This is a genomic window from Thioalkalivibrio sulfidiphilus HL-EbGr7, assembly GCF_000021985.1.
GTDB lineage: Bacteria > Pseudomonadota > Gammaproteobacteria > Ectothiorhodospirales > Ectothiorhodospiraceae > Thioalkalivibrio_A > Thioalkalivibrio_A sulfidiphilus.
The window spans coordinates 3,029,517-3,050,639 of sequence record NC_011901.1 but is presented as its reverse complement, the minus strand read 5'-3'; the positions used below and the strand labels follow the sequence as shown (position 1 = coordinate 3,050,639).

Sequence of the window (21,123 nt, the reverse complement as noted above, 5' to 3'; positions counted from 1 at the left end):
TGGGTTAAATTCGGGCCAAATTTGACAGTCAACGGATGTTGGGGGTGCTGTGAGCGAAGAAACCCATGGCGGTGCCGGAGAGCAGGACGAGCTTGCTGGGCTCAAGGTCATGGTCATTGACGACAGCAAGACGATCCGCCGGACTGCTGAAACCCTGCTCAAGAAACAGGGGTGTGAGGTGGTGACCGCCACCGATGGCTTCGAGGCCCTGGCCAAGATCGCCGAGCACAAGCCTGACATCATTTTCGTGGACATCATGATGCCGCGTCTGGACGGTTATCAGACCTGCGCGCTGATCAAGCACAACCGTCTTTTCAAGCAGACACCGGTGATCATGCTGTCCAGCAAGGACAGTATCTTTGACAAGGCCCGTGGTCGGATCGTGGGGTCGGAGCAGTACCTGACCAAACCCTTTACCCGCGACGATCTGCTGGGCGCCATCAGGATGCATGTCAAGCACTAGGGACAACTACCCGGCGGGGTGGTGTGATCACGCCGCGTGCTGCCGGTTCAGACCGGGATGCAGGCACACACTGTAAGCCGTCGGGATGACGTAAACATCAGATTGATCAATGGAGAACACCCGCGATGACGCAGATCCTGGTAGTTGACGATTCGCCCACCGAGATTCACGTACTCAAGACCATCCTGGAGAAGAACGGCTACAGCGTGATGACCGCCTCCAGCGGTGAAGAGGGTGTCGCCATGGCCAAACAGCACAAGCCTGCGCTGGTGCTGATGGACGTGGTGATGCCTGGCCTCAATGGCTTCCAGGCCACCCGCCAGCTGGCCAACGATGCCGCCACCAGCAGCATCCCGGTGATCGTGGTCACCACCAAGGACCAGGAGACCGACAAGGTCTGGGCCATGCGCCGGGGTGCCAAGGACTACATCGTCAAGCCGGTCAAGGAGCGCGATCTTCTCGAGCGCGTCAAGGCCCTGGTCGCCTGAGGCAATGTCCGCCGTCCTTCAGAATCCCTTCGAATATCTCCAGCTTCTGGCCCGCAAGGGTGAGGAGCTGGCCGGCAAGCTGCCCATGCAGTCAGTGCAGAAGGAGGCCTGGAAGGGCGTGCTGTTCGGGCTGCGGGGGCAGCAACTGCTGGCCCCCATGAGTCAGGTGGCGGAGATTGTCACCCCGCCTCCGGTGACCCGCATCCCCGGTGTGAAACCCTGGGCCTGCGGCATGGCCAACATGCGCGGCAACCTGCTGCCGGTGATGGATCTGCAGGGCTTCCTGTTCGGAGAAAACCTCCCCCGTGACTCCCGGCGCCATCGCCTGCTGGTGGTGAACTACCAGGGTGTCTACGCGGGCCTGGTGGTCGAGTCCGTGCAGGGCATGAAGCATTACTGGACCGATGATCGCGTCATGGAACTGCCCGAGGCCGATCCGGCCCTGCGCCCCTATCTGGACGGTGCCTTCCATGCGGGCCAGGAACACCTGGCCGTGTTCAGCCCCTGGCGGCTTGCCCAGGACGAACGCTTTCTGAATGTATCCACCTGATCCCGGAACGGGTCAGGCCAAACCCCGCCGCCAGGCAGAGCGGGGCATAGAATAAGAATAAACCTCGAGCGTCGCCCCGCAGGGAATGGGGTGGTCTCAACACAAAGAACACCTTTGGGGTGGGGAGCACTGTTATGAAAGGGTCTTCAAGCGACAGCGGGCTGAAGCTCGGTATTAACCGAACCTTCGCCATCCTGGGCGGATTGCTCATCGTGTTCATGCTGCTGACGGTGGTGGCGTTCGTCTACTACACCGTGCAGCTGGCACAGAACCGCAGCCACGTGGCCGAGGCGGCCGAGCAGCGACTGACCTCGCAGCGAATCGCGACCTTCGCCCTGGAATCCGCGGCAGGCAATGACGCGGCCTTCACGCAGCTCCAGCAACTGCGTGATGAGTTCGACCGCAGTCTGAGCGCACTGCAGGCGGGCAACCCTCTCACCGGCGTGCCCGCCGTGCCCGAGGAAATCGCCAGCGAACTGGCCGCGGTGGAGACGGCCTGGGCCGTCTATCGCGCCAACATCGACAGCATCATCGGCGGTCGTGAAGCGGTGCTCGCCACCAGCGAGTACTTCAACGTCATCAACGAATCCATCCCCGAACTCATCGTGCTCTCCGACGACGTGGTGCAGAGTCTGATCGCAGCGCGTGCGGAGCCCCGCCAGATCTACATCGCCACGCGCCAGATGATGCTGGCCCAGCGGGTACAGAACAACCTGGTCGGTGTGCTTGAGGGCGGTATCACCGCCGCCAGCGCGGCGGACCGTTTCGGCCGTGATGCCGCTGAATTCGGTCGCGTGCTGGAAGGCATGGTGCGCGGTTTCCCGGCACTCGGCATCGTGCAGGTGCAGGATCCCGAGGCTCAGAATCGGCTGCGTGAAGTGGCCATGCTTTTCAGTATGGTGAGCGACAACGTGGGCGGCATCCTGGAAGTGGCCCCTCAGCTGTTCGAGATCAAGGAGTCTGCCCAGCAACTGGAAAGTCTGTCCGGCGAGATGCTGGCCGTGACCACGGATCTTGAGACGGCCCTGCTAGGCCACGGTTCGGGACTGGATCTGTGGGTCTTCGCCGGCTACCTGTTCGGTGCCCTGGCCCTGGCCATGCTGGTCCTGCTGGGTTACGTGCTGTATCAGGATACCCGCCGCCGTCTGGCCGTGACCACCGAACAGAACCGTCGTAACCAGCGCGCCATTCTGCGATTGCTCGACGAGATGACCAACCTGGCCGAAGGTGACCTGACGGTGCACGCCACGGTGACTGAGGACATCACCGGTGCCATCGCCGACTCGGTCAACTACGCCATCGACGCGCTGCGCAGCCTGGTAACCACCATCAACCAGACCGCCTTGCAGGTCTCTACCGCAGCGGTCAAGACCCAGTCCACTGCCCTGCGCCTGGCCGATGCCTCCAACCACCAGGCCCGCGAGATCGCCTCGGCATCGTCGTCCATTACCGACATGGCCGATTCCATCGAGCAGGTGTCGCGCAGCGCCGAAACCTCCGCGGAGGTGGCCCAGAAGGCCGTGGCCATCGCCGGCAAGGGCGCACTGACGGTGCGCAAGACCATCGACGGTATGGACACCATTCGCGAACAGATCCAGGAGACCTCCAAGCGAATCAAGCGTCTTGGTGAGTCCTCCCAGGAGATCGGTGACATCGTGGGTCTGATCAACGACATCGCCGACCAGACCAACATTCTCGCGCTCAATGCCGCCATCCAGGCGTCGGCGGCCGGCGAGGCGGGCCGCGGCTTCGCGGTGGTGGCCGACGAAGTGCAGCGACTCGCGGAACGTTCCGCCAACGCCACCAAGCAGATCGAGGCCCTGGTGAAGACCATTCAGGCCGACACCAACGAGGCGGTGATCTCCATGGAGCAGTCCACCGCCAACGTGGTGAACGGTGCCAAGCTGGCCCTGGACGCCGGCGATGCCCTGAACGAGATCGAAGGCGTGTCCAACCAGCTCGCCGACCTGATCGCCACCATCTCCCACGCGGCCCGTCAGCAGGCCTCGGTGGCGCAGAACGTGTCCAATACCATGAACGTGATCCAGGAGATCACCATGCAGACCTCCGACGGCACCAACGAGACTGCGGTGTCCATCGGTAACCTCACCAACCTGGCAACGGAACTACGCAAGTCGGTGGCCGGCTTCAAGCTGCCCGAGTCGGAGCAGCTCGATACGGTCATCATCGATCAAGAAGACGAGCAGCTGGACGTAGGCGAGCACAAGGTGGCCTGAGCCAAGGCGCCATGAGCCTCCATTCGCCCGTTCCCACAAGCAGCCAGGTGTGCCATGACTGACGAGACCATCGAGTACAGCGCCCTGCACTGGGTGAAGAAGGAGCTGGACGCGCTGCTCAACGAGGCGCGCGTCGCGCTGGAGTCCTACATCGAGGACGACGCCCAGACCGACAAGCTGGCGGACACGGAGTCCAAGCTTCGACAGGTCAACGGCACCCTGCAGATGGTGGAGCTGCACGGCGCCGCCCTGCTCGCCGAGGAGATGGTGCGCCTCACCCAGGCGGTGCGCGACGGCAGTGTCACCAGCCGTGACGACGCCTTCGAGGTGCTGATGCGGGCCATCCTGCAGCTGCCCGATTACCTTGAACACATCCAGACCGGGCATCGGGACATCCCCATCGTCCTGCTGCCCCTGCTCAACGATCTTCGCACCACCCGCAACGCCAGCCTGATGTCCGAGAACGTGCTGTTCTTCCCGGACATGGAAGGCATCATGGATCGCGACGAGGGCGAGACCGAGGTCAGACCCAGCGGCGAGGACATCCGTGAACTGGCACGCCGCAGCCGCCATCACTACCAGCTCGGTCTGCTGGGTCTGTTCCGCAACCGCGACGTACCCCAGAGCCTGCAGCGCATCCAGTCGGTGATCGCCGACCTGCGCCGGGCCGCCAGGGACGATGCCGTGCGGCGTCTGTTCTGGGTGGGCGGTGCCGTCGCCGAGGCCCTCGGCAGCGGCGCCCTGGAGCCCAGCGTCACGGTCAAGCAGCTGCTGGGGCGCATCGACCGCGAGATGCGTGTGCTGATCCAGGACGGCGAGTCCGCCCTGGGCGCGCGTATCCCCGGTGACCTGATCAAGAACCTGCTCTACTACGTGGCCCGCTCCCGTCCCGGCGGCGAGCAGGTGGGCGCGGTCAAGCGTGCCTTCCGCCTCAACGAGCTGCTGCCCGAGGGCGCGGACCTGGAAGAGGCCCTGGCCAACATCCGCGGCCCCAATCAGGAGCTGATGGACACGGTCTCCCGCGCCATCCGCGAGGACCTGGCCGAGGTCAAGGACGGTCTGGACGTGTTCATGCACAGCGCCCAGGCCAGGGTGGAGGATCTCAAGCCCCAGGTGGAGAAGCTGCATCGCATGGCCGATACCATGGCCATGCTGGGTATGGCCGAGCCCCGGGAGATGGCCCTGCGCGAGGCCGATACCATCGATGCCCTGATCGCGGCCGGTGATGAGGCCAAGGACGATACGCTGCTCATGGACGTGGCCTCCCGCCTGCTCAACATGGAAGCTGCGGTCAACGGCCTGGTGGCCTCCCGTGGGCGCGCCGGTGCCCGTGCCGGACTGCTGCCCGATGCCCTGGGCGAACTGTCCGCCGCCGAGTCGCGCACCATCATCAATTCCATGCTGCGTGAGGCCCTGGCCGACATGACCCGGGCCAAGAGCGGCATCCTCGATTTCGTGGCGGAACCGGCCAAGGTCGAGCATCTGAGCGAAGTCCCGGCGACCCTGCAGCGGGTGGGCGGCGCGCTCTCCATCCTCTCCCTGGAGGGCGTGGAGGAGGTGCTGCGTGGCATCCGCGATTACGTGCAGGCCGGTGTCCTGGCCACCGGCAAGGTGCCCCCGGCAGAGCAGCAGGAGGCCCTGGCCGAGGCCATCACGGCGGTGGAGCTCTATCTGGAGACCCTGGACTCTGGCAACGGGGATCCACGCCCGATGCTGGAGACCGCGCGGACCTGCGTGGCCCGACTCAGCACGCCCGAACTGCCTGCGGCCCTCTCCGCCGACGAGACCCTGATCGTCACCCCGGAGCATGGTCTGTCGATGCCTGCAGCCGACGAAGACGCGACCTGGATGACATCGCGTCCCGCACCGGCAGCAGACATGCCCGAGCCCGAGGCAACCGTGGCGGAAGTCCCGGAGTCGGTTGAGGTGGCGCAACCGTCCGAGGAGATCGCGGCCGCGCCGGCAGCGGAGCCCGAACCCGAGCCGCAGCGCTTCCCGGTGCTTTCCGGTGAGGTGGACGAGGAGATCAAGGAGATCTTCCTGGAAGAGACCACGGAAGAGATCGAGCGCATCAGCGAATACCTGCCGCGCTGGCGGGAGAACCCGGCAGACCAGGAGGCGCTCACCACGGTGCGCCGTTCCTACCACACCCTCAAGGGCAGCGGCCGTCTGGTCGGCGCGTTGCTGCTGGGTGAATTTGCCTGGTCCATGGAAAACCTGCTCAACCGCATCATCGACCAGAGCGTCTCTCCCGGCCCGGCCGTCTACGCCGTGCTGGGCGAAGCCCTGCGGATGCTGCCCGTGTTGCGCGGGCAGATCGAGGGAGGCGAGGGTGATGAGCCCGGCACCTATGCGCTGATGGCCCGGGCTCACGCCCTGGCCCGCGGTGAGACCGCGCCTGCCAGGGCCGCCCCGCCGGCGCTAGCCCCTGTCGAGCCCCCGGTGAGCGCCGCACTCGCTGAGGCACCCGAGGCTTCCGAGCCGGAGATCTCCGGCGAGGTCGTGCCCACCGTGATCCTGGACCGGGAGGATCTGGATTTTTCCAGCCCGGATGTCCAGGCCCCCGTGACCGCCGAGACCGGTCCGCAGGCCGATGACACCCTGACAGGCCTCGCAGTCGAGGGTGGCTTCGATCTGGCGCTGGAGCCGGGCACGGATGAGGATACCCTGGCCCAGGGAGAGACCGGCCTGTCCCTGGAGGACCTGGACGTTGGCGCTGCCGCCGAGGAACTGAACGCACTCGAACCACTTGAAGGCGAATTTGGCAGCCTCGAGACACCGCCCGAAGAGTCGACCCTGACGTTTGAAACCGAGGCGCTCGAGGCGCCTGAGGCGGGTACCCCGCGGCCGGAGGCCGATACGGTGATCTCCGCACCGGCCGGACTGTCCGACCATCACGAGGCGGAAACCCGCTTCATGGCCAGGGCAGAGATTCCGGGCATGGAGCCGACGCCGGCCGAGGCAGTGCCACCGGTGGCCCAGCGTATGGACCCGGCCCTGTTCGAGATCTTCCGTAACGAGGCCACCCAGCATCTCAACACCCTGCGTAGCCAGCTGGAGGGCGCGTCCCGGGAAGACGGCGGCATGCCGGTCACTGATGCACTGCTGCGCGCGGTACACACCCTCAACGGCGCGGCTCGCACGGCGGAGGTCCCCGAGATCTTCGAGGTCTGTGCGCCCTGCGAGCGCTACGTCAAGGCGCGCGCGGACACCGAGGCCTTCGTGCCCGGTGCAGCCCTGCCCGGGTTCTGGTCGCTCATCGAGCACGTCAGCGGCGTGATCGAGGCCCTGGGCCGGGGCGAGGATCCCCTGCCTTCCGGCGAACGTCTGGCTGAAGACATGCAGGCGATGCTGGATGAGGAACTGGCACGTCAGGAAAGGGTTCGCCAGGAGGAGGCCCGCCAGTCGGCGGCCGCCCTGGCCGCGGCCGCTGCAGCTGCCGTTCCGGCGCAGCCCGCACCGACCGAGGCCGTCACCTACGACGAGCAGGACCAGGAGCTGGTGGACATCTTCCTGGAAGAGGGTGGCGAGATCCTGGATGCCAGCGACAACCTGCTGGAGTCCTGGCGTCACAACCTGAACGATCAGGGCATCATTGCCGAGATCCAGCGCCAGCTGCATACCCTCAAGGGCGGCGCCCGCATGGCGGGTCTGCGGCCTATCGGCGATCTGAGTCATGCCCTGGAGACCCTGGTGATCGACATCACCGAGGGCCGTGGCCAGGCGCAGCCCGCGATGCTGGACGTGGTGGCCCAGTCCCTGGACACCCTGAGCCGACAGCTGGAACAGGCCCGCCGGCGTGAGTCGCTGATCACCGCCCCGGATCTGATCGCGCGGCTTTCCGGTTTCAAGGCCGGCGAGGCCGAGGCCCCCGCCGAGCGGGCCGCGCCGTCAGTACCCGAGACCGTCTCCATCACCGAGGAGATCCCGGCCCAGTCCCCGGTCGAGGACGAGATCGTCATCGAGGAGATCCCGGTCGACGAGGCATCCCCGCGCCTGAGCGTGGACGAACTCCCGGACGAGACCCTGGAACTGGTGGAAGAGCCGGGCTACGGCGGCGGTGAGCCCACCCTGACCGAGATCCCCGAAGTGTCTGCGGCGGCGCCGGCGGAAGAGCCGGCCCGGGCCGGTGCCCGTGCGGCCGCCGACAGCGGTCCCCAGGAGCTGGTGCGTGTGCGCTCCGAGGTGCTGGACAACCTGGTGAACTACGCGGGCGAGGTGAACATCTACCACGCCCGTCTGGAACAGCAGATCACCGGGTTCCGTTTCAATCTGGGCGAGCTGTCCCAGACCGTGACCCGTCTGCGTGAACAGCTGCGCAAGCTGGAGATGGAGACCGAGGCGCAGATCCTGTTCCGCTATGAGCAGGAGAAACAGGACCACGAGATCGACGCGGATTTCGATCCGCTGGAGATGGACCGCTACTCCAACATCCAGCAGCTGTCCCGGGCCCTGGCCGAATCCATCAACGACCTGGTGAGTATCCAGGACATCCTCTCCGACCAGGTGCGCGACTCCGAGACCCTGCTGCTGCAGCAGTCCCGCGTGAGTACCGACCTGCAGGAAGGCCTCATGCGCACGCGCATGGTGCAGTTCTCCAACATGGTGCCGCGTCTGCGCCGTGTGGTGCGCCAGACGGCCACGGAACTGGGCAAGCGGGTGGAGCTGGACATCCAGGGTGAAGGCAGCGAACTGGACCGCTCCGTGCTCGAGCGCATGGTCTCGCCCCTGGAGCACATGCTGCGCAACGCCGTGTATCACGGCATCGAGTCAGCGGACAAGCGCCGCGCCACGGGCAAGGCCGATGCGGGGCATATTGACATCCAGGTCACCCGTGAGGGCTCCGAGGTGGTGATCCGGGTCAGCGACGACGGCGGCGGCATCAACCTGGATGCCGTGCGCAGCAAGGCCATGCGCCTGGGCCTGATCAAGGGCGACGAGGCGCTCACCGACGAGGACATCATGCAGTTCATCCTCGAGTCCGGTTTCTCCACCGCCCAGGAGGTCAGCCAGATCTCGGGACGCGGCGTGGGCATGGACGTGGTGAACAGCGAGATCAAGCAGCTGGGCGGCACCCTGGGCATCGAGACCGTGCCCGGCAAGGGCACCCGCTTCACGGTGCGCCTGCCCTTCACCCTGGCCATCAACCAGGCCCTGCTGGTGCAGGTGGGCGAGGATATCTACGCCGTGCCCCTGTCCAGCATCGAAGGCATCGTGCGCGCGCGTGCCGGCGACCTGGCCCGCTACTACGAGGAGGCCAATCCCACCTACGACTATGCCGGCAACACCTACGAGGTGAAACACCTGGGTGCCCTGCTGGAAGTCTCCCAGCCCAACCTGCATGCCTCGGACGTGATGTACCCCGTGCTGCTGGTGCGTTCCGGTGATCACCGTATCGCCCTGCACGTGGACGGCCTGCTGGGCAGCCGCGAGGTGGTGATCAAGTCGGTGGGGCCGCAGGTGGCCAAGGTGCGCGGCATCTCCGGTGCCACCATCCTGGGCGACGGTCGCGTGGTGCTGATCCTGGACGTGCCGGCCCTGGTGCGCATCGGTGCCGGTGTGCAGCTGGTCTACCGGGCGCCGGAAGGCGAGGCCGCAGAGGCGGAGGAGCACATTCCCACGGTCATGGTGGTGGACGACTCCATCACCATCCGCAAGGTCACGGCGCGCATGCTGGAGCGCAACCACTATCGGGTCATCACGGCGAAGGACGGTCTCGACGCCGTGGCCCAGCTTCAGGAGCATGTGCCCGACGTGATGCTGCTGGATATCGAGATGCCGCGCATGGACGGCTATGAGCTGGCCACCCATATCCGCAATGACAGCCGGCTCAGGGAGATCCCGATCATCATGATCACCTCCCGTACCGGTGAAAAGCACCGCCAGCGTGCCCTGGACATCGGCGTGAACCGCTACCTGGGCAAGCCCTACCAGGAGGCGGATCTGCTCGCCAACATCCAGGACATCCTGGCGCAGTGATGGCGGCAAAACACAGGAATCTTGATTGACCCATGAGTGACGCCCAGGAAAGCCTCAGCTGCTTCATCGTCCCGGTGACGGAGCATCACCTGCTGCTGCCCCAGCCGGCCGTGGCCGAGGTGGTGACCCAGCAGTTCATGCGCGAGATCCCTGGCGCCCCGCCCTGGCTCACCGGTCTGGTGGAGTGGCGCAACGAACAGGTGCCGGTGGTGTCCGTGGAGACCCTCATGGGCGCCGCCCCGGAACCCCGCAACCGCCTGCAGCGCATGCTGGTGATGCATGGCCTGGAGCAGTTCCCGGGGCTCACCTACTACGCCCTGCAGGTGCGTGGCATTCCCCACCCCCTGAAGATCCGTCCCCAGGACCTGGAGGCTTCATCGGAGCCCGACCCCGGTGACGGCAGCATCGCCCGGCGCGTGCGCGCCAGCGGTGTGACCTGCCTGATCCCCACCCTGGAGCGCATCGAGGGGTTGCTCAAGGAATATCTTCAAAGGCTTTGAAGAATAAGAAGTGGGAATTGGGAAGTCGGAAGTCGGAAGTCAAAATCCTTCACTTCGCACCTCCCAATTCCCACTTCGCGCTTCAACGAAGGTCCCCCCACAAGCCCTGAATCACCGCCAGTGCCGCCACGCCGGCGGTCTCCGTGCGCAGGATCCTCGGGCCCAGGCGCACCGGAGTGAAGCCCCGGTGCCGGGCGGCCAGGATCTCGGCCTCGTCCAGGCCTCCCTCGGGTCCGATCAGCAGGCTGACCTCACCTTCAGGCGGGACGAGCCCGGACAATCCGGTCTCCGCGCGCGGGTCCAGGACCAGGCCTAGGCCGCTGTCCGGTTCGCTGCCCAGCCACGCCTGAAATGATATCACCCCGCCCAGCTCGGGCAGCTCGTTGCGTCCGCATTGTTCGCAGGCGCTGATCACCACGCCGCGCCAGTGTTCCAGCCGGTTGTCCAGGCGCCTGGGGTCGCCCGGTGCCTGGCTGCGCTGGGTGAGCACCGGCTGGATCCTGCTCACCCCCAGTTCCGTGGCCTTCTGCAGGCTGTAGTCCATGCGGTCCCCCTTGGAGATGCCCTGCACCAGGGTGACCGGGAGTGCTGGGCGGGTGTCACGGGGATCGAAGCCGGTGAGGGAAACACTGGAGTGACGCTTTTGGGCCTCGGTCAGTGTGGCGCGGTATTCCCCACCCTGACCGTTGAACAGCACGAGTTCCGCGCCGGGGCGCAGGCGCAACACCTGTACCACATGTCGGTGAGCGCGTTCGTCCAGTTCGATGGTGTCCCCGACGGACAGGGACTGGTTCAGGTACAGACGGGTGGTGCGCATGAGCAGGAACTCGCTGAAGGGGGCGGACGCGGATGGCGCGTGCCGATTGTCTGGTGAATGCTCGGGAAACTCGGAAACCACCGCCAGTGACGGTGAATCCTGGTTCCATATGCTACACAATGGCGCCGCCGGGCAGACCGGCCAATAACATCAAAATGATCGACCTCGGATCGGACCACGGGATGCGGGGTATCTCAGAGGTGAACGACATGAAAGGCATTCGCGGCCGCATCCTGCGGCAGATTGTACTGTGGGTCGGGCTGTGGCTTGCCGCCGGACAGGGCCTGGCACAGGAGCCCCTGGTGTTCAGTGCGGCGCCACGGGAGACCCCCGAGCAGGGCGAGCAACTGTACGGCCCCCTGGTGGAGCGGATGAGTGAAGTGCTGGGCGTGCCGGTGATCTATCGGCATCCCGGCAGCTGGCTCACCTACCAGCGGGACATGCGCAACGACGCCTATGACATTCTGCTGGACGGCCCCCATCTGATCGCCTGGCGCATGGCCGAGCTGAATCACCGGCCCGTGGCGAGGATGCCCGGCACGCTGCGCTTCTACCTGCTTGTGCGCGAGGGCGATGACAGCGTTGGGGCGTTGCAGGACCTGGTGGCCCGCAAGATCTGCTCCGTGGCGCCGCCGAACCTGGCGCCCCTGGTGATGCTGGCCGAGTATCCGGACGTGATCCGTCAGCCGGTGATCCACTCCGCCCGGCGCGGGATGCGCCAGGCCTTCGACGAGTTCCGCGCCGGGGAGTGCGATGCCGTCGCGCTGCCCACCAATTTCTACCACAACCAGTTGAGCGACGATGAGCGTCGCGGAACCCGCATCCTGTTCGAAAGCCCGCCGCTGCCCAACCAGGGTTTCAGCGTCGGTGAGCGGGTGGATGAAGTCCAGTCTGCCCGCCTGCGTGAATTGATGACCGCCACGAACGAGCCCGCCGTGGCGGCTGTCCTGCGCACCTTTGCCCGGGATGCGCAGGTGTTCATCCCCGCAAACGACGACGAGTACCGGCCCCATGACCGCCTGCTCAAGGGCGTGTTGTTCGGCTGGTAGTTGGCCTGTCCACCCCGGTGATAGGGCGGGCCGTGCCCGCCGTTCCGCGGTCGTGCCCCGTTCTGCGGCGGCCAGGGGCCGTCCTGTGATTCTGTTCGCTGGCAGGCCCGAGGGGCTTGCACGAAAAAGGGCGGCCCATCGGGCCGCCCTTTTTCGTGCGCTGCCTGGTCGGCGGGCTAGCGTCCGCCCAGGCCCAGGTTGTTCCAGATCGCCAGGGTCGGGCCGGCCTGGTTCATGGTGTAGAAGTGCAGGCCCGGTGCGCCGGCCTCCAGCAGCTTCTCGCACAAGCGGGTCACCACGTCCTCGCCGAAGGCCCGGATGGCGGCGCTGTCATCACCGAAACCCTCCAGGCGCTTGCGGATCCAGCGCGGAATGTCGGCACCGCAGGCGTCCGAGAAGCGCGCCAGCTGGGTGTAGTTGGTGATGGGCATGATGCCGGGCACGATGGGCAGGGTCACGCCCATCTTCTCGCAGCTGTCCACGAAGTGGTAATAGGCGTCGGCGTTGTAGAAATACTGGGTGATGGCCGAATCGGCGCCTGCATCCACCTTGCGCTTGAAGTTCTCCAGGTCCTTTTCATAGCTGGGTGCCTGGGGATGCATCTCCGGGTAGGCGGCCACCTCGATGAAGAAGTGATCGCCGGTCTCCTGGCGGATGAATTCCACCAGTTCATTGGCGTAGCGCAGCTCGCCCGGCTCGCCGCGCATGCCCGAGGGCATGTCGCCGCGCAGGGCGACGATGTGGCGGATGCCGTTGTTGCGATACAGCTCCAGGATCTCGCGGATATGCTCCCGCGTGGAACCGATGCAGGAGAGGTGGGGTGCCGCCTCGAAGCGGGCATCGCGCTGGATCTCCAGCACCGTGTCCAGGGTGCGCGCCTGGGTCGAACCGCCGGCGCCGTAGGTGACGGAGAAGAACTTGGGTTTCAGTTCGGCCAGGGCCTCCCGGGCCTTGCGCAGTTTCTCCGCGCCCTCGTCGGTCTTGGGCGGGAAGAACTCGAAACTGAATACTTTCTCGTATGCTTTCTGTGATTTCATGATGTCGAAGGTACAAGGGCAAAGGAACTAAGGAAAAAGGGAAAGGCAAACCAAGGGGCAAGGTACAGGGGGTTGCTCCCTTGTGCCTTGCCCCTTGTACCTTGTACCTGCCTTTAATACCGGTAGTGTTCCGGCTTGAAGGGACCGTCCACCGGCAGACCCAGGTACCTGGCCTGCTCCTCGGTGAGCCGGGTGAGATTGGCGCCGATCTTCTTCAGGTGCAGGGCCGCCACCTTTTCGTCCAGGTGCTTGGGCAGCACGTAGACCTCGTTCTTGTAGCGGTCGCCGTGGCAGAAGAGCTCGATCTGGGCCATCACCTGGTTGGTGAAGGAGTTGGACATCACGAAGCTCGGGTGGCCCGTGCCGCAGCCCAGGTTCACCAACCGGCCCTCGGCCAGCAGGATGATGCGCTTGCCGTCCGGGAAGATCACGTGATCCACCTGGGGCTTGATGTTCTCCCACTGGTGCTTGCGCAGGGACGCCACGTCGATCTCGGAGTCGAAGTGACCGATGTTGCACACGATGGCCTGGTTCTTCATGGCTGCCATGTGGTCGTGGGTGATCACGTTCTTGTTGCCGGTGGCGGTGACGAAGATGTCCGCCTTGCCGGCGGCCTCGTCCATGGTCACCACCCGGTAACCCTCCATGGCCGCCTGCAGGGCGCAGATGGGGTCGATCTCGGTGATCCATACGGTAGCACCCAGGCCGCGCAGGGACTGGGCGCTGCCCTTGCCCACGTCACCGTAACCGCACACCACGGCGATCTTGCCGGCGATCATCACGTCGGTGGCGCGCTTGATGGCGTCCACCAGGGACTCGCGGCAGCCGTACAGGTTGTCGAACTTGGACTTGGTGACCGAGTCGTTGACGTTGATGGCGGGGAAGGGCAGGGTGCCGTCCTTCTGCATCTGATAGAGACGATGCACGCCGGTGGTGGTCTCCTCGGTCACGCCCTGGATGTTCTTCTTGATGTTGGAGTACCAGTTGGGCGATTCGGCCAGGCGCTTCTTGATGGAGGCGAACAGGGCGCGCTCTTCGTCGTTGCCGGGCTTCGCCAACACGGAGGGATCGGACTCGGCCTGGGTGCCCAGGATGAGCAGCAGGGTGGCGTCACCGCCGTCGTCCAGGATCATGTTGGCGCTGCCGCCGTCATGCCACTCGAAGATGCGATGGGCGTAGTCCCAGTAGTCGTCCAGGGTCTCGCCCTTGTAGGCGAACACCGGCGTGCCGTTGGCGGCGATGGCTGCGGCGGCGTGGTCCTGGGTGGAGTAGATGTTGCAGGAGGCCCAGCGGACCTCGGCGCCGAGGGCCTCCAGGGTCTGGATCAGCACCGCGGTCTGGATGGTCATGTGCAGGCTGCCGGCGATGCGGGCGCCCTTGAGCGGCTGGGCCTTGGCGAATTCCTCGCGTACCGCCATCAGGCCGGGCATTTCGGTCTCGGCGATGGCGATTTCCTTGCGGCCGAAGTCGGCCTGGTTGATGTCGGCAACGATGTAGTCGTGCTTCGGGTTCATCACAGCATTCATGGGTGGATCTCCATGGTTGTCGGATGAGCGCCGTTACTACGGTTGTTGCGCCGTGCCGAGCCTGACGGGGCATAAACCCGCTGCAGCGCTCCTCGACACGTAACAAACCGCGGATGCTTGACCGCGGGGTACTTCAAAAATCAGGTCTTGCCGCTGAGGCGCAAAGACGCAGAGGGAAATCATCCATGACAGGATTGACATGATTGAAAGGAGGTGGTTTCAGAAACCACGGATCACATCCTGAAAATCCGGTCAGGTCATCTCATTTCTCTGCGTCTTTGCGCCTCTGCGGCAATCCGTGATCACTTCAAGCCGGCAGCCGCGGCCAGGTCGGCGGCCTTGTCGGTGCGTTCCCAGGGCAGGTCCAGGTCCTCGCGGCCGAAGTGGCCGTAGGCGGCGGTGCCACGGTAGATGGGGCGCAGCAGGTCCAGCATGGTGATGATGCCCCAGGGGCGCAGGTCGAAGTGCTCGCGCACCAGTTCGACGATGCGCCGGTCGGCCACCTTGCCGGTGCCGAAGGTCTCGATGCTGATGGAGGTGGGCCTGGCCACGCCGATGGCGTAGGAGACCTGGATCTCGCAGCGGTCTGCCAGCCCCGCGGCGACGATGTTCTTGGCCACGTAACGGCCGGCGTAGGCGGCGGAGCGGTCCACCTTGGAGGGGTCCTTGCCGGAGAAGGCGCCGCCGCCGTGGCGGGCCATGCCGCCGTAGGTGTCGACGATGATCTTGCGCCCGGTCAGGCCGCAGTCACCCACCGGGCCGCCGATGACGAACTTGCCGGTCGGGTTGATGTGGATGTTCTCGGCCGGGCAGGCGTCTAGCCACTGGGCGGGCAGCACGGGCTTGAGGATCATGTCCATGACCGCGTCGCGCAGGTCCTTCTGGTCGATCTCCGGATCGTGCTGGGTGGAGAGCACCACCGCATCAATGCCCACCGGCTGGCCATCCTCATAACGGAAGGTGATCTGGCTCTTGGCATCCGGGCGCAGCCAGGACAGCTCGCCGTGCTTGCGCACCTCGGCCTGGCGGCGCACCAGGTTGTGGGCGTAGAAGATCGGTGCCGGCATCAGGTTCTCGGTCTCGTTGCTGGCATAGCCGAACATCAGACCCTGGTCGCCGGCGCCCTGGTTTTCCCGGTTGCTCACGTCCCGGTCAACGCCCTGGGCGATGTCCGGGGACTGCTTGCCGATGGCGTTGAGCACGGCGCAGGTGTTGCCGTCGAAGCCCACGTCGGAGTCGTCATAGCCGATGTCCACCACCACCTCGCGCACCAGGGCCTCGTAGTCCACGTTGGCATGGGTGGTGATCTCACCGGCCAGTACGACCATGCCAGTCTTCACCAGGGTCTCGCAGGCCACCCGGGCATGGGGGTCCTGGGCGAGGATGGCGTCCACGATGGCGTCGGAGACCTGGTCGGCCATCTTGTCGGGATGACCCTCGGAAACGGACTCGGAGGTGAACAGGTAGTTGTTTTTCATGCTTTTTCTGATGCTCCGTCAGAATGGCCATGGTGAGTGGGCGGCCTAGGGTGGCAGGACCCAAAGAGTGGGGATTGTAGCCGATTTCGCCTTGTGAATGCATCCCGCCGGGGGCGGGAAAGCTCTCCGGGGCTGTCATAAATCCTTTTTAAAATCATCTGCTTGATAGGGTTATTGCGGCCGGGGGCGGGCTCCCTCCGGAGGTCGGTCTGGGGGCTTCTACGCGGGGCAGGCTTGCCCCGCATGGCCCACTCGGGGAAAATGCTTCGCTCCATGCCGGCGGCAGGGGGCCCGTGCTGCGCCGATTTCCAGCATCCGACAGGGGCGCTGGATGTTCGAGCGCCACTCTCACCACGCGCCGGCCGCAGGACCGCATTTCCCGGATCGTGCAGAGACACCGACCGGGCCGCCGCCCCACCACAACCATCAGAAACAGGGGCGGCCCGGAGCAGATTGATGAAACCCTAAGCCTTTTCACTTTTATCTTGCAGGAGATCCTTATGCCTTCCCGTAGAGAGCTAGCCAACGCCATCCGTGCGCTCAGCATGGATGCGGTCCAGAAGGCCAACTCCGGTCACCCCGGCGCCCCCATGGGCATGGCTGATATCGCCGAGGTGCTGTGGAACGACTACATGAAGCACAACCCGGCCAACCCCAAGTGGGCCGACCGCGACCGCTTCGTGATGTCCAATGGCCACGGCTCCATGCTGGTCTACTCCCTGCTGCACCTCACCGGCTACGACCTGCCCATGGACGAGCTGAAGAACTTCCGTCAGCTGCACTCCAAGACCCCCGGTCACCCTGAATACGGTTACACCCCCGGCGTTGAGACCACCACCGGCCCCCTGGGCCAGGGCATCACCAATGCCGTGGGCATGGCCATCGCCGAGAAGGCCCTGGCCGCCCACTTCAACCGCGACGGCCACACCGTGGTGGACCACAACACCTACGTGTTCCTGGGTGATGGCTGCCTCATGGAAGGCATCTCCCACGAGGCCTGCTCCCTGGCCGGCACCCTGGGCCTGGGCAAGCTGATCGCCTTCTACGACGACAACGGCATCTCCATCGACGGTGAAGTGGAAGGCTGGTTCACCGACGACACCCCCAAGCGCTTCGAGTCCTACGGCTGGCACGTGGTGCCCGGCGTGGACGGCCACGACGGCGAGGCGGTGAAGAAGGCCATCGAGGCTGCCCGCAAGGTCACCGACAAGCCCTCCATCATCTGCTGCAAGACCGTGATCGGTTTCGGCTCCCCCAACAAGCAGGGCAAGGAAGAGTGCCACGGCGCGCCCCTGGGCAACGACGAGATCAAGCTGGCCCGCGAGACCCTGGGCTGGAAGCACGAGCCCTTCGTCATCCCCGACGAGATCTACGCCGGCTGGAACGCCCGCGACAAGGGTGCCCAGGCCGAAGCCGCCTGGAACAAGACCTTCGCCGAGTATGAAAAGGCCCACCCGCAGTTGGCCGCCGAGTTCAAGCGCCGCATGAGCGGTGAGCTGCCTGCCGACTGGCAGGAGAAGGCCGGCGCCTACATCAAGGCCACCATCGACAAGGCCGAGACCATCGCCTCCCGCAAGGCCTCCCAGAACGCCATCGGCGGCTATGCCCCGGCCCTGCCGGAACTGCTGGGCGGCTCCGCCGACCTGGCCGGTTCCAACCTGACCCTGTGGAAGGGTTCCAAGGGCGTTAGCAAGGAAGACGGCGACGGTAACTACGTGTTCTACGGCGTGCGCGAGTTCGGCATGGCCGCGATCATGAACGGCATTGCCCTGCACGGCGGCTTCATCCCCTACGGCGGCACCTTCCTGATCTTCTCCGACTACGCCCGCAACGGCATGCGCATGTCCGCGCTCACCAAGCAGCGGGTGATCTACGTGCTGACCCACGACTCCATCGGTCTGGGCGAGGACGGCCCCACCCACCAGCCGATCGAGCAGGTGAGCAGCCTGCGCATCATCCCCAACATGTCCCTGTGGCGCCCCTGTGACGCGGTGGAGACGGCCGTGGCCTGGAAGGCGGGCATTGAGCGGACCTCCGGTCCCACCTCCCTGATCCTGTCCCGTCAGAACCTGCCCCACCAGGCCCGCAGCGCCGAGCAGGTGGCCAGCATCGCCAAGGGCGGTTACATCCTCAAGGACACCGACGGCACCCCTGACGCCATCATCATCGCCACCGGTTCCGAGGTGGGTATCGCCATGGAAGCGGCCGAGAGCCTGGCCGGCAAGGGCAGGAAGGTGCGCGTGGTCTCCATGCCCTGCGCCGACCTGTTCGACGCCCAGGACGCCGCCTACCGCGAGGCCGTGCTGCCCAAGGCCGTGCGCGCCCGGGTGGCCGTAGAGGCCGGTGTCACCGGTTTCTGGCTCAAGTACGTGGGCCTCGACGGCCGCGTGGTGGGCATCGACCGCTTCGGTGAATCCGCCCCCGGCGGCGCCCTGATGAAGGAGTTCGGCTTCACCGCCGAGAACGTCGCCAGGGCCGTGGAAGAGGTCCTCGCCTGATCCCGGAACGGTTCAAGACCCGCGCCCCGGTGCAGGGCGCGGGCCGCAGATAACAGGTTTTTTACACGCTACGACGAGTAGGAGAGTGAGACATGACGATCAAAGTCGGTATTAACGGTTTCGGCCGCATCGGCCGCATGGCCTTCCGCGCCATCGCCAAGGACTTCCCCGAGATCGAGGTGGTTGCCATCAACGACCTGCTGGATCCGGATTACCTGGCCTACATGCTCAAGTTCGACTCCGTGCATGGGCGCTTCAACGGCGAGATCTCCGTGGAGGGCAACAACCTGGTGGTGAACGGCAAGAAGATCCGCCTGACCGCCGAGCGCGACCCCGCCAACCTGAAGTGGAACGAGGTCGGCGCCGACATCGTGATCGAATCCACCGGCTTCTTCCTGAGCGAAGACGTGGCCAGCAAGCACATCGAGGCCGGCGCCAAGAAGGTGGTGATGTCCGCCCCCTCCAAGGACGCCACCCCCATGTTCGTCTACGGCGTGAACCACGACAGCTACAAGGGTCAGGCCATCATCTCCGCCGCCTCCTGCACCACCAACTGCCTGGCCCCCGTGGCCAAGGTGCTCAATGACAGCTTCGGCATCAAGCGCGGCCTGATGAGCACCGTGCACGCCGCCACTGCCACCCAGAAGACCGTGGACGGTCCTTCCGCCAAGGACTGGCGCGGTGGCCGCGGCATCCTGGAGAACATCATCCCGTCCTCCACCGGCGCCGCCAAGGCCGTGGGCAAGGTGCTGCCCGAGCTGAACGGCAAGTTGACCGGCATGGCCTTCCGCGTGCCCACCTCCGACGTGTCCGTGGTGGACCTGACCGTGGAGCTCAACAAGGAAGCCTCCTACGAGGATATCTGCAAGGCCATGAAGGCCGCCTCCGAAGGCCCCCTGAAGGGCGTGCTGGGCTACACCGATGAGAAGGTGGTCTCCACCGACTTCCGCGGCGTGAGCATGCCGTCCATCTTCGATGCCGAGGCCGGCATCCAGCTGGATCCCACCTTCGTGAAGGTGGTCTCCTGGTACGACAACGAGTACGGCTACACCTGCAACATGCTGCGTGTGGTCAAGCACATCGGCCAGTAAGCAGTCAGATCCCCGGATGCCGCGCGCGGCATCCGGGGTCTTCATGGATCGGAGAGCTGTTTGTTAAGACCATTGGCATGGATGTCGCGAAGCGACACCTTTCCCCCTCGCCTGCTTGCGGGAGAGGGTCGGGGTGAGGGACACGGCTCCGCCGTGCACGCGGTTTTAACAAACATCTTTCAGACTTTTCATTCAGCCTTTATAGGAGTTGTCTCATGTCCGTCATCAAGATGACCGACCTGGATCTGGCCGGTAAGCGCGTGCTCATCCGTGAAGACCTCAACGTCCCCGTCAAGGACGGCAAGGTCACCTCCGACGCCCGCATCCGCGCCAGCCTGCCCACTATCGAGCACGCCATGAAGGCGGGCGCCAAGGTGATGCTCATGTCCCACCTGGGCCGTCCTGAAGAGGGCGTGTTCAGCGAGGAGGATTCGCTCAAGCCCGTGGCCGAGCACCTGTCCGGCCTGCTGGGCAAGGAAGTGCGCCTGGTGCGCGATTACCTCGACGGCGTGGATGTCGCCGACGGCGAGGTGGTGCTGCTGGAGAACGTGCGTTTCAACAAGGGCGAAAAGAAGAACGAGGAAGGCCTGTCCCGCAAGTACGCCGCCCTGTGCGACGTCTACGTGATGGATGCCTTCGGCACCGCCCACCGCGCCCAGGCCTCCACCCACGGGGCAGGCCAGTATGCCCCCGTGGCCTGCGCTGGCCCGCTGCTGGCCGCCGAGCTGGAGGCCCTGGGCAAGGCCCTGGACAACCCCAAGCGTCCCCTGGTGGCCATCGTCGGCGGTTCCAAGGTCTCCACCAAGCTCACCGTGCTGGAGTCCCTGTCCAAGGTGGTGGACCAGCTGATCGTGGGTGGCGGCATCGCCAACACCTTCATCGCCGCCCAGGGTCATCCCGTGGGCAAGTCCCTGTACGAGGCCGACCTGGTGGACGAGGCCAAGCGCCTGATGGCCGCCGCCAAGGCCAAGGGCGGTGACATCCCCGTGCCCACCGACGTGGTCACCGGCAAGGAGTTCTCGGAGTCCACCCCGGCCAGCACCAAGCGGGTCTCCGAGGTCGCCGCCGACGACATGATCTTCGACGTGGGCCCCGACACCGCCGCCTCCTACGCGGACATGCTCAGGAAGGCCGGTACCATCGTCTGGAACGGCCCCGTGGGCGTGTTCGAGTTCGACCAGTTCGCCGCCGGCACCAAGGCCCTGGGCGAGGCCATCGCCGACAGCGACGGCTTCTCCATCGCCGGTGGCGGTGACACCCTGGCCGCCATCGACAAGTATGGTCTGGCCTCGCGCATCTCCTATATCTCCACCGGCGGCGGCGCCTTCCTGGAATTCCTGGAAGGCAAGAAGCTGCCCGCCGTGGCAATGCTCGAAGAGCGCGCCAAGGGCTGATCCCCGCGCCGTGGGT

Annotated in this window: 14 protein-coding genes and 1 riboswitch; of the genes, 10 read left to right on the top strand and 4 right to left on the bottom strand. The window is 65.4% G+C overall.

Going from position 1 to position 21,123, the window contains the following annotated elements:
• Positions 1 to 109 precede the first annotated feature (109 nt).
• From TGR7_RS14570 to TGR7_RS14545, 6 genes are all read left to right on the top strand, one after another.
• Positions 110 to 463, top strand: a complete 354-nt coding sequence (locus TGR7_RS14570; RefSeq protein ID WP_018953767.1) for a response regulator — start codon at positions 110 to 112, stop codon at positions 461 to 463.
• A gap of 125 nt (positions 464 to 588) precedes the next feature.
• The gene (locus TGR7_RS14565; RefSeq protein WP_012639439.1) at positions 589 to 951 is read left to right on the top strand and encodes a response regulator; all 363 of its coding nucleotides are present in this window, start codon (positions 589 to 591) and stop codon (positions 949 to 951) included.
• Between the two features lie 4 nt (positions 952 to 955).
• The gene (locus TGR7_RS14560; protein ID WP_012639438.1) at positions 956 to 1,501 is read left to right on the top strand and encodes a chemotaxis protein CheW; all 546 of its coding nucleotides are present in this window, start codon (positions 956 to 958) and stop codon (positions 1,499 to 1,501) included.
• Positions 1,502 to 1,635: 134 nt separating this feature from the next.
• A complete protein-coding gene (locus TGR7_RS14555; RefSeq protein ID WP_012639437.1) occupies positions 1,636 to 3,738 on the top strand; it encodes a methyl-accepting chemotaxis protein in 2,103 nt (700 codons plus the stop codon).
• A gap of 54 nt (positions 3,739 to 3,792) precedes the next feature.
• Entirely contained in the window at positions 3,793 to 9,717 is a 5,925-nt protein-coding gene (locus tag TGR7_RS14550) for a hybrid sensor histidine kinase/response regulator (RefSeq protein WP_012639436.1), read from the top strand.
• Between the two features lie 32 nt (positions 9,718 to 9,749).
• Positions 9,750 to 10,217 carry a chemotaxis protein CheW gene (locus TGR7_RS14545; protein ID WP_012639435.1) on the top strand — a complete coding sequence of 156 codons (468 nt, stop codon included), beginning with the start codon at positions 9,750 to 9,752 and terminating at the stop codon, positions 10,215 to 10,217.
• 82 nt (positions 10,218 to 10,299) lie between these two features.
• On the opposite strand, the gene TGR7_RS14540 is transcribed toward TGR7_RS14545, so the two are convergent.
• Entirely contained in the window at positions 10,300 to 11,034 is a 735-nt protein-coding gene (locus TGR7_RS14540) for a 16S rRNA (uracil(1498)-N(3))-methyltransferase (protein WP_012639434.1), read from the bottom strand.
• 209 nt (positions 11,035 to 11,243) lie between these two features.
• On the opposite strand from TGR7_RS14540, the gene TGR7_RS14535 reads away from it, so the two are divergent.
• The gene (locus TGR7_RS14535; RefSeq protein WP_245522994.1) at positions 11,244 to 12,083 is read left to right on the top strand and encodes a phosphate/phosphite/phosphonate ABC transporter substrate-binding protein; all 840 of its coding nucleotides are present in this window, start codon (positions 11,244 to 11,246) and stop codon (positions 12,081 to 12,083) included.
• A gap of 176 nt (positions 12,084 to 12,259) precedes the next feature.
• Here TGR7_RS14535 and metF read toward each other — a convergent pair whose 3' ends face one another.
• The 3 genes from metF to metK form a co-directional block, all read right to left on the bottom strand.
• On the bottom strand, positions 12,260 to 13,120 hold the full coding sequence (gene metF, locus TGR7_RS14530; RefSeq protein ID WP_012639432.1) for a methylenetetrahydrofolate reductase [NAD(P)H]: 861 nt from the start codon (positions 13,118 to 13,120) through the stop codon (positions 12,260 to 12,262).
• A 113-nt stretch (positions 13,121 to 13,233) separates the two neighbouring features.
• Complete coding sequence (gene ahcY / locus TGR7_RS14525; protein WP_012639431.1) at positions 13,234 to 14,646, bottom strand: adenosylhomocysteinase; 1,413 nt, start codon at positions 14,644 to 14,646, stop codon at positions 13,234 to 13,236.
• 18 nt (positions 14,647 to 14,664) lie between these two features.
• A riboswitch (S-adenosyl-L-homocysteine riboswitch) is annotated at positions 14,665 to 14,746 on the bottom strand.
• Between the two features lie 202 nt (positions 14,747 to 14,948).
• The gene (gene metK, locus TGR7_RS14520; RefSeq protein ID WP_012639430.1) at positions 14,949 to 16,124 is read right to left on the bottom strand and encodes a methionine adenosyltransferase; all 1,176 of its coding nucleotides are present in this window, start codon (positions 16,122 to 16,124) and stop codon (positions 14,949 to 14,951) included.
• Positions 16,125 to 16,624: 500 nt separating this feature from the next.
• Here metK and tkt point away from each other — a divergent pair, with 500 nt between their 5' ends.
• The 3 genes from tkt (at position 16,625) to TGR7_RS14505 (ending at position 21,107) form a co-directional block, all read left to right on the top strand.
• Positions 16,625 to 18,622, top strand: coding sequence for a transketolase (gene tkt / locus TGR7_RS14515; protein WP_012639429.1), 1,998 nt, complete (start codon positions 16,625 to 16,627; stop codon positions 18,620 to 18,622).
• Positions 18,623 to 18,714: 92 nt separating this feature from the next.
• On the top strand, positions 18,715 to 19,713 hold the full coding sequence (gene gap, locus TGR7_RS14510) for a type I glyceraldehyde-3-phosphate dehydrogenase (RefSeq protein WP_012639428.1): 999 nt from the start codon (positions 18,715 to 18,717) through the stop codon (positions 19,711 to 19,713).
• A gap of 215 nt (positions 19,714 to 19,928) precedes the next feature.
• On the top strand, positions 19,929 to 21,107 hold the full coding sequence (locus TGR7_RS14505; protein WP_012639427.1) for a phosphoglycerate kinase: 1,179 nt from the start codon (positions 19,929 to 19,931) through the stop codon (positions 21,105 to 21,107).
• Positions 21,108 to 21,123: the final 16 nt, after the last annotated feature.

What these genes read in the sequence shown, in the direction of transcription:
- tkt (WP_012639429.1), top strand. Translation starts at nt 16,625, where the DNA reads ATGCCTTCCCGTAGAGAGCTAGCCAACGCCATCCGTGCGCTCAGCATG.
- TGR7_RS14540 (WP_012639434.1), bottom strand. Translation starts at nt 11,034, where the DNA reads ATGCGCACCACCCGTCTGTACCTGAACCAGTCCCTGTCCGTCGGGGAC.
- TGR7_RS14555 (WP_012639437.1), top strand. Translation starts at nt 1,636, where the DNA reads ATGAAAGGGTCTTCAAGCGACAGCGGGCTGAAGCTCGGTATTAACCGA.
- TGR7_RS14550 (WP_012639436.1), top strand. Translation starts at nt 3,793, where the DNA reads ATGACTGACGAGACCATCGAGTACAGCGCCCTGCACTGGGTGAAGAAG.
- ahcY (WP_012639431.1), bottom strand. Translation starts at nt 14,646, where the DNA reads ATGAATGCTGTGATGAACCCGAAGCACGACTACATCGTTGCCGACATC.
- metK (WP_012639430.1), bottom strand. Translation starts at nt 16,124, where the DNA reads ATGAAAAACAACTACCTGTTCACCTCCGAGTCCGTTTCCGAGGGTCAT.
- TGR7_RS14535 (WP_245522994.1), top strand. Translation starts at nt 11,244, where the DNA reads ATGAAAGGCATTCGCGGCCGCATCCTGCGGCAGATTGTACTGTGGGTC.
- metF (WP_012639432.1), bottom strand. Translation starts at nt 13,120, where the DNA reads ATGAAATCACAGAAAGCATACGAGAAAGTATTCAGTTTCGAGTTCTTC.
- TGR7_RS14570 (WP_018953767.1), top strand. Translation starts at nt 110, where the DNA reads ATGGTCATTGACGACAGCAAGACGATCCGCCGGACTGCTGAAACCCTG.
- TGR7_RS14505 (WP_012639427.1), top strand. Translation starts at nt 19,929, where the DNA reads ATGTCCGTCATCAAGATGACCGACCTGGATCTGGCCGGTAAGCGCGTG.
- TGR7_RS14560 (WP_012639438.1), top strand. Translation starts at nt 956, where the DNA reads ATGTCCGCCGTCCTTCAGAATCCCTTCGAATATCTCCAGCTTCTGGCC.
- TGR7_RS14565 (WP_012639439.1), top strand. Translation starts at nt 589, where the DNA reads ATGACGCAGATCCTGGTAGTTGACGATTCGCCCACCGAGATTCACGTA.
- gap (WP_012639428.1), top strand. Translation starts at nt 18,715, where the DNA reads ATGACGATCAAAGTCGGTATTAACGGTTTCGGCCGCATCGGCCGCATG.
- TGR7_RS14545 (WP_012639435.1), top strand. Translation starts at nt 9,750, where the DNA reads ATGAGTGACGCCCAGGAAAGCCTCAGCTGCTTCATCGTCCCGGTGACG.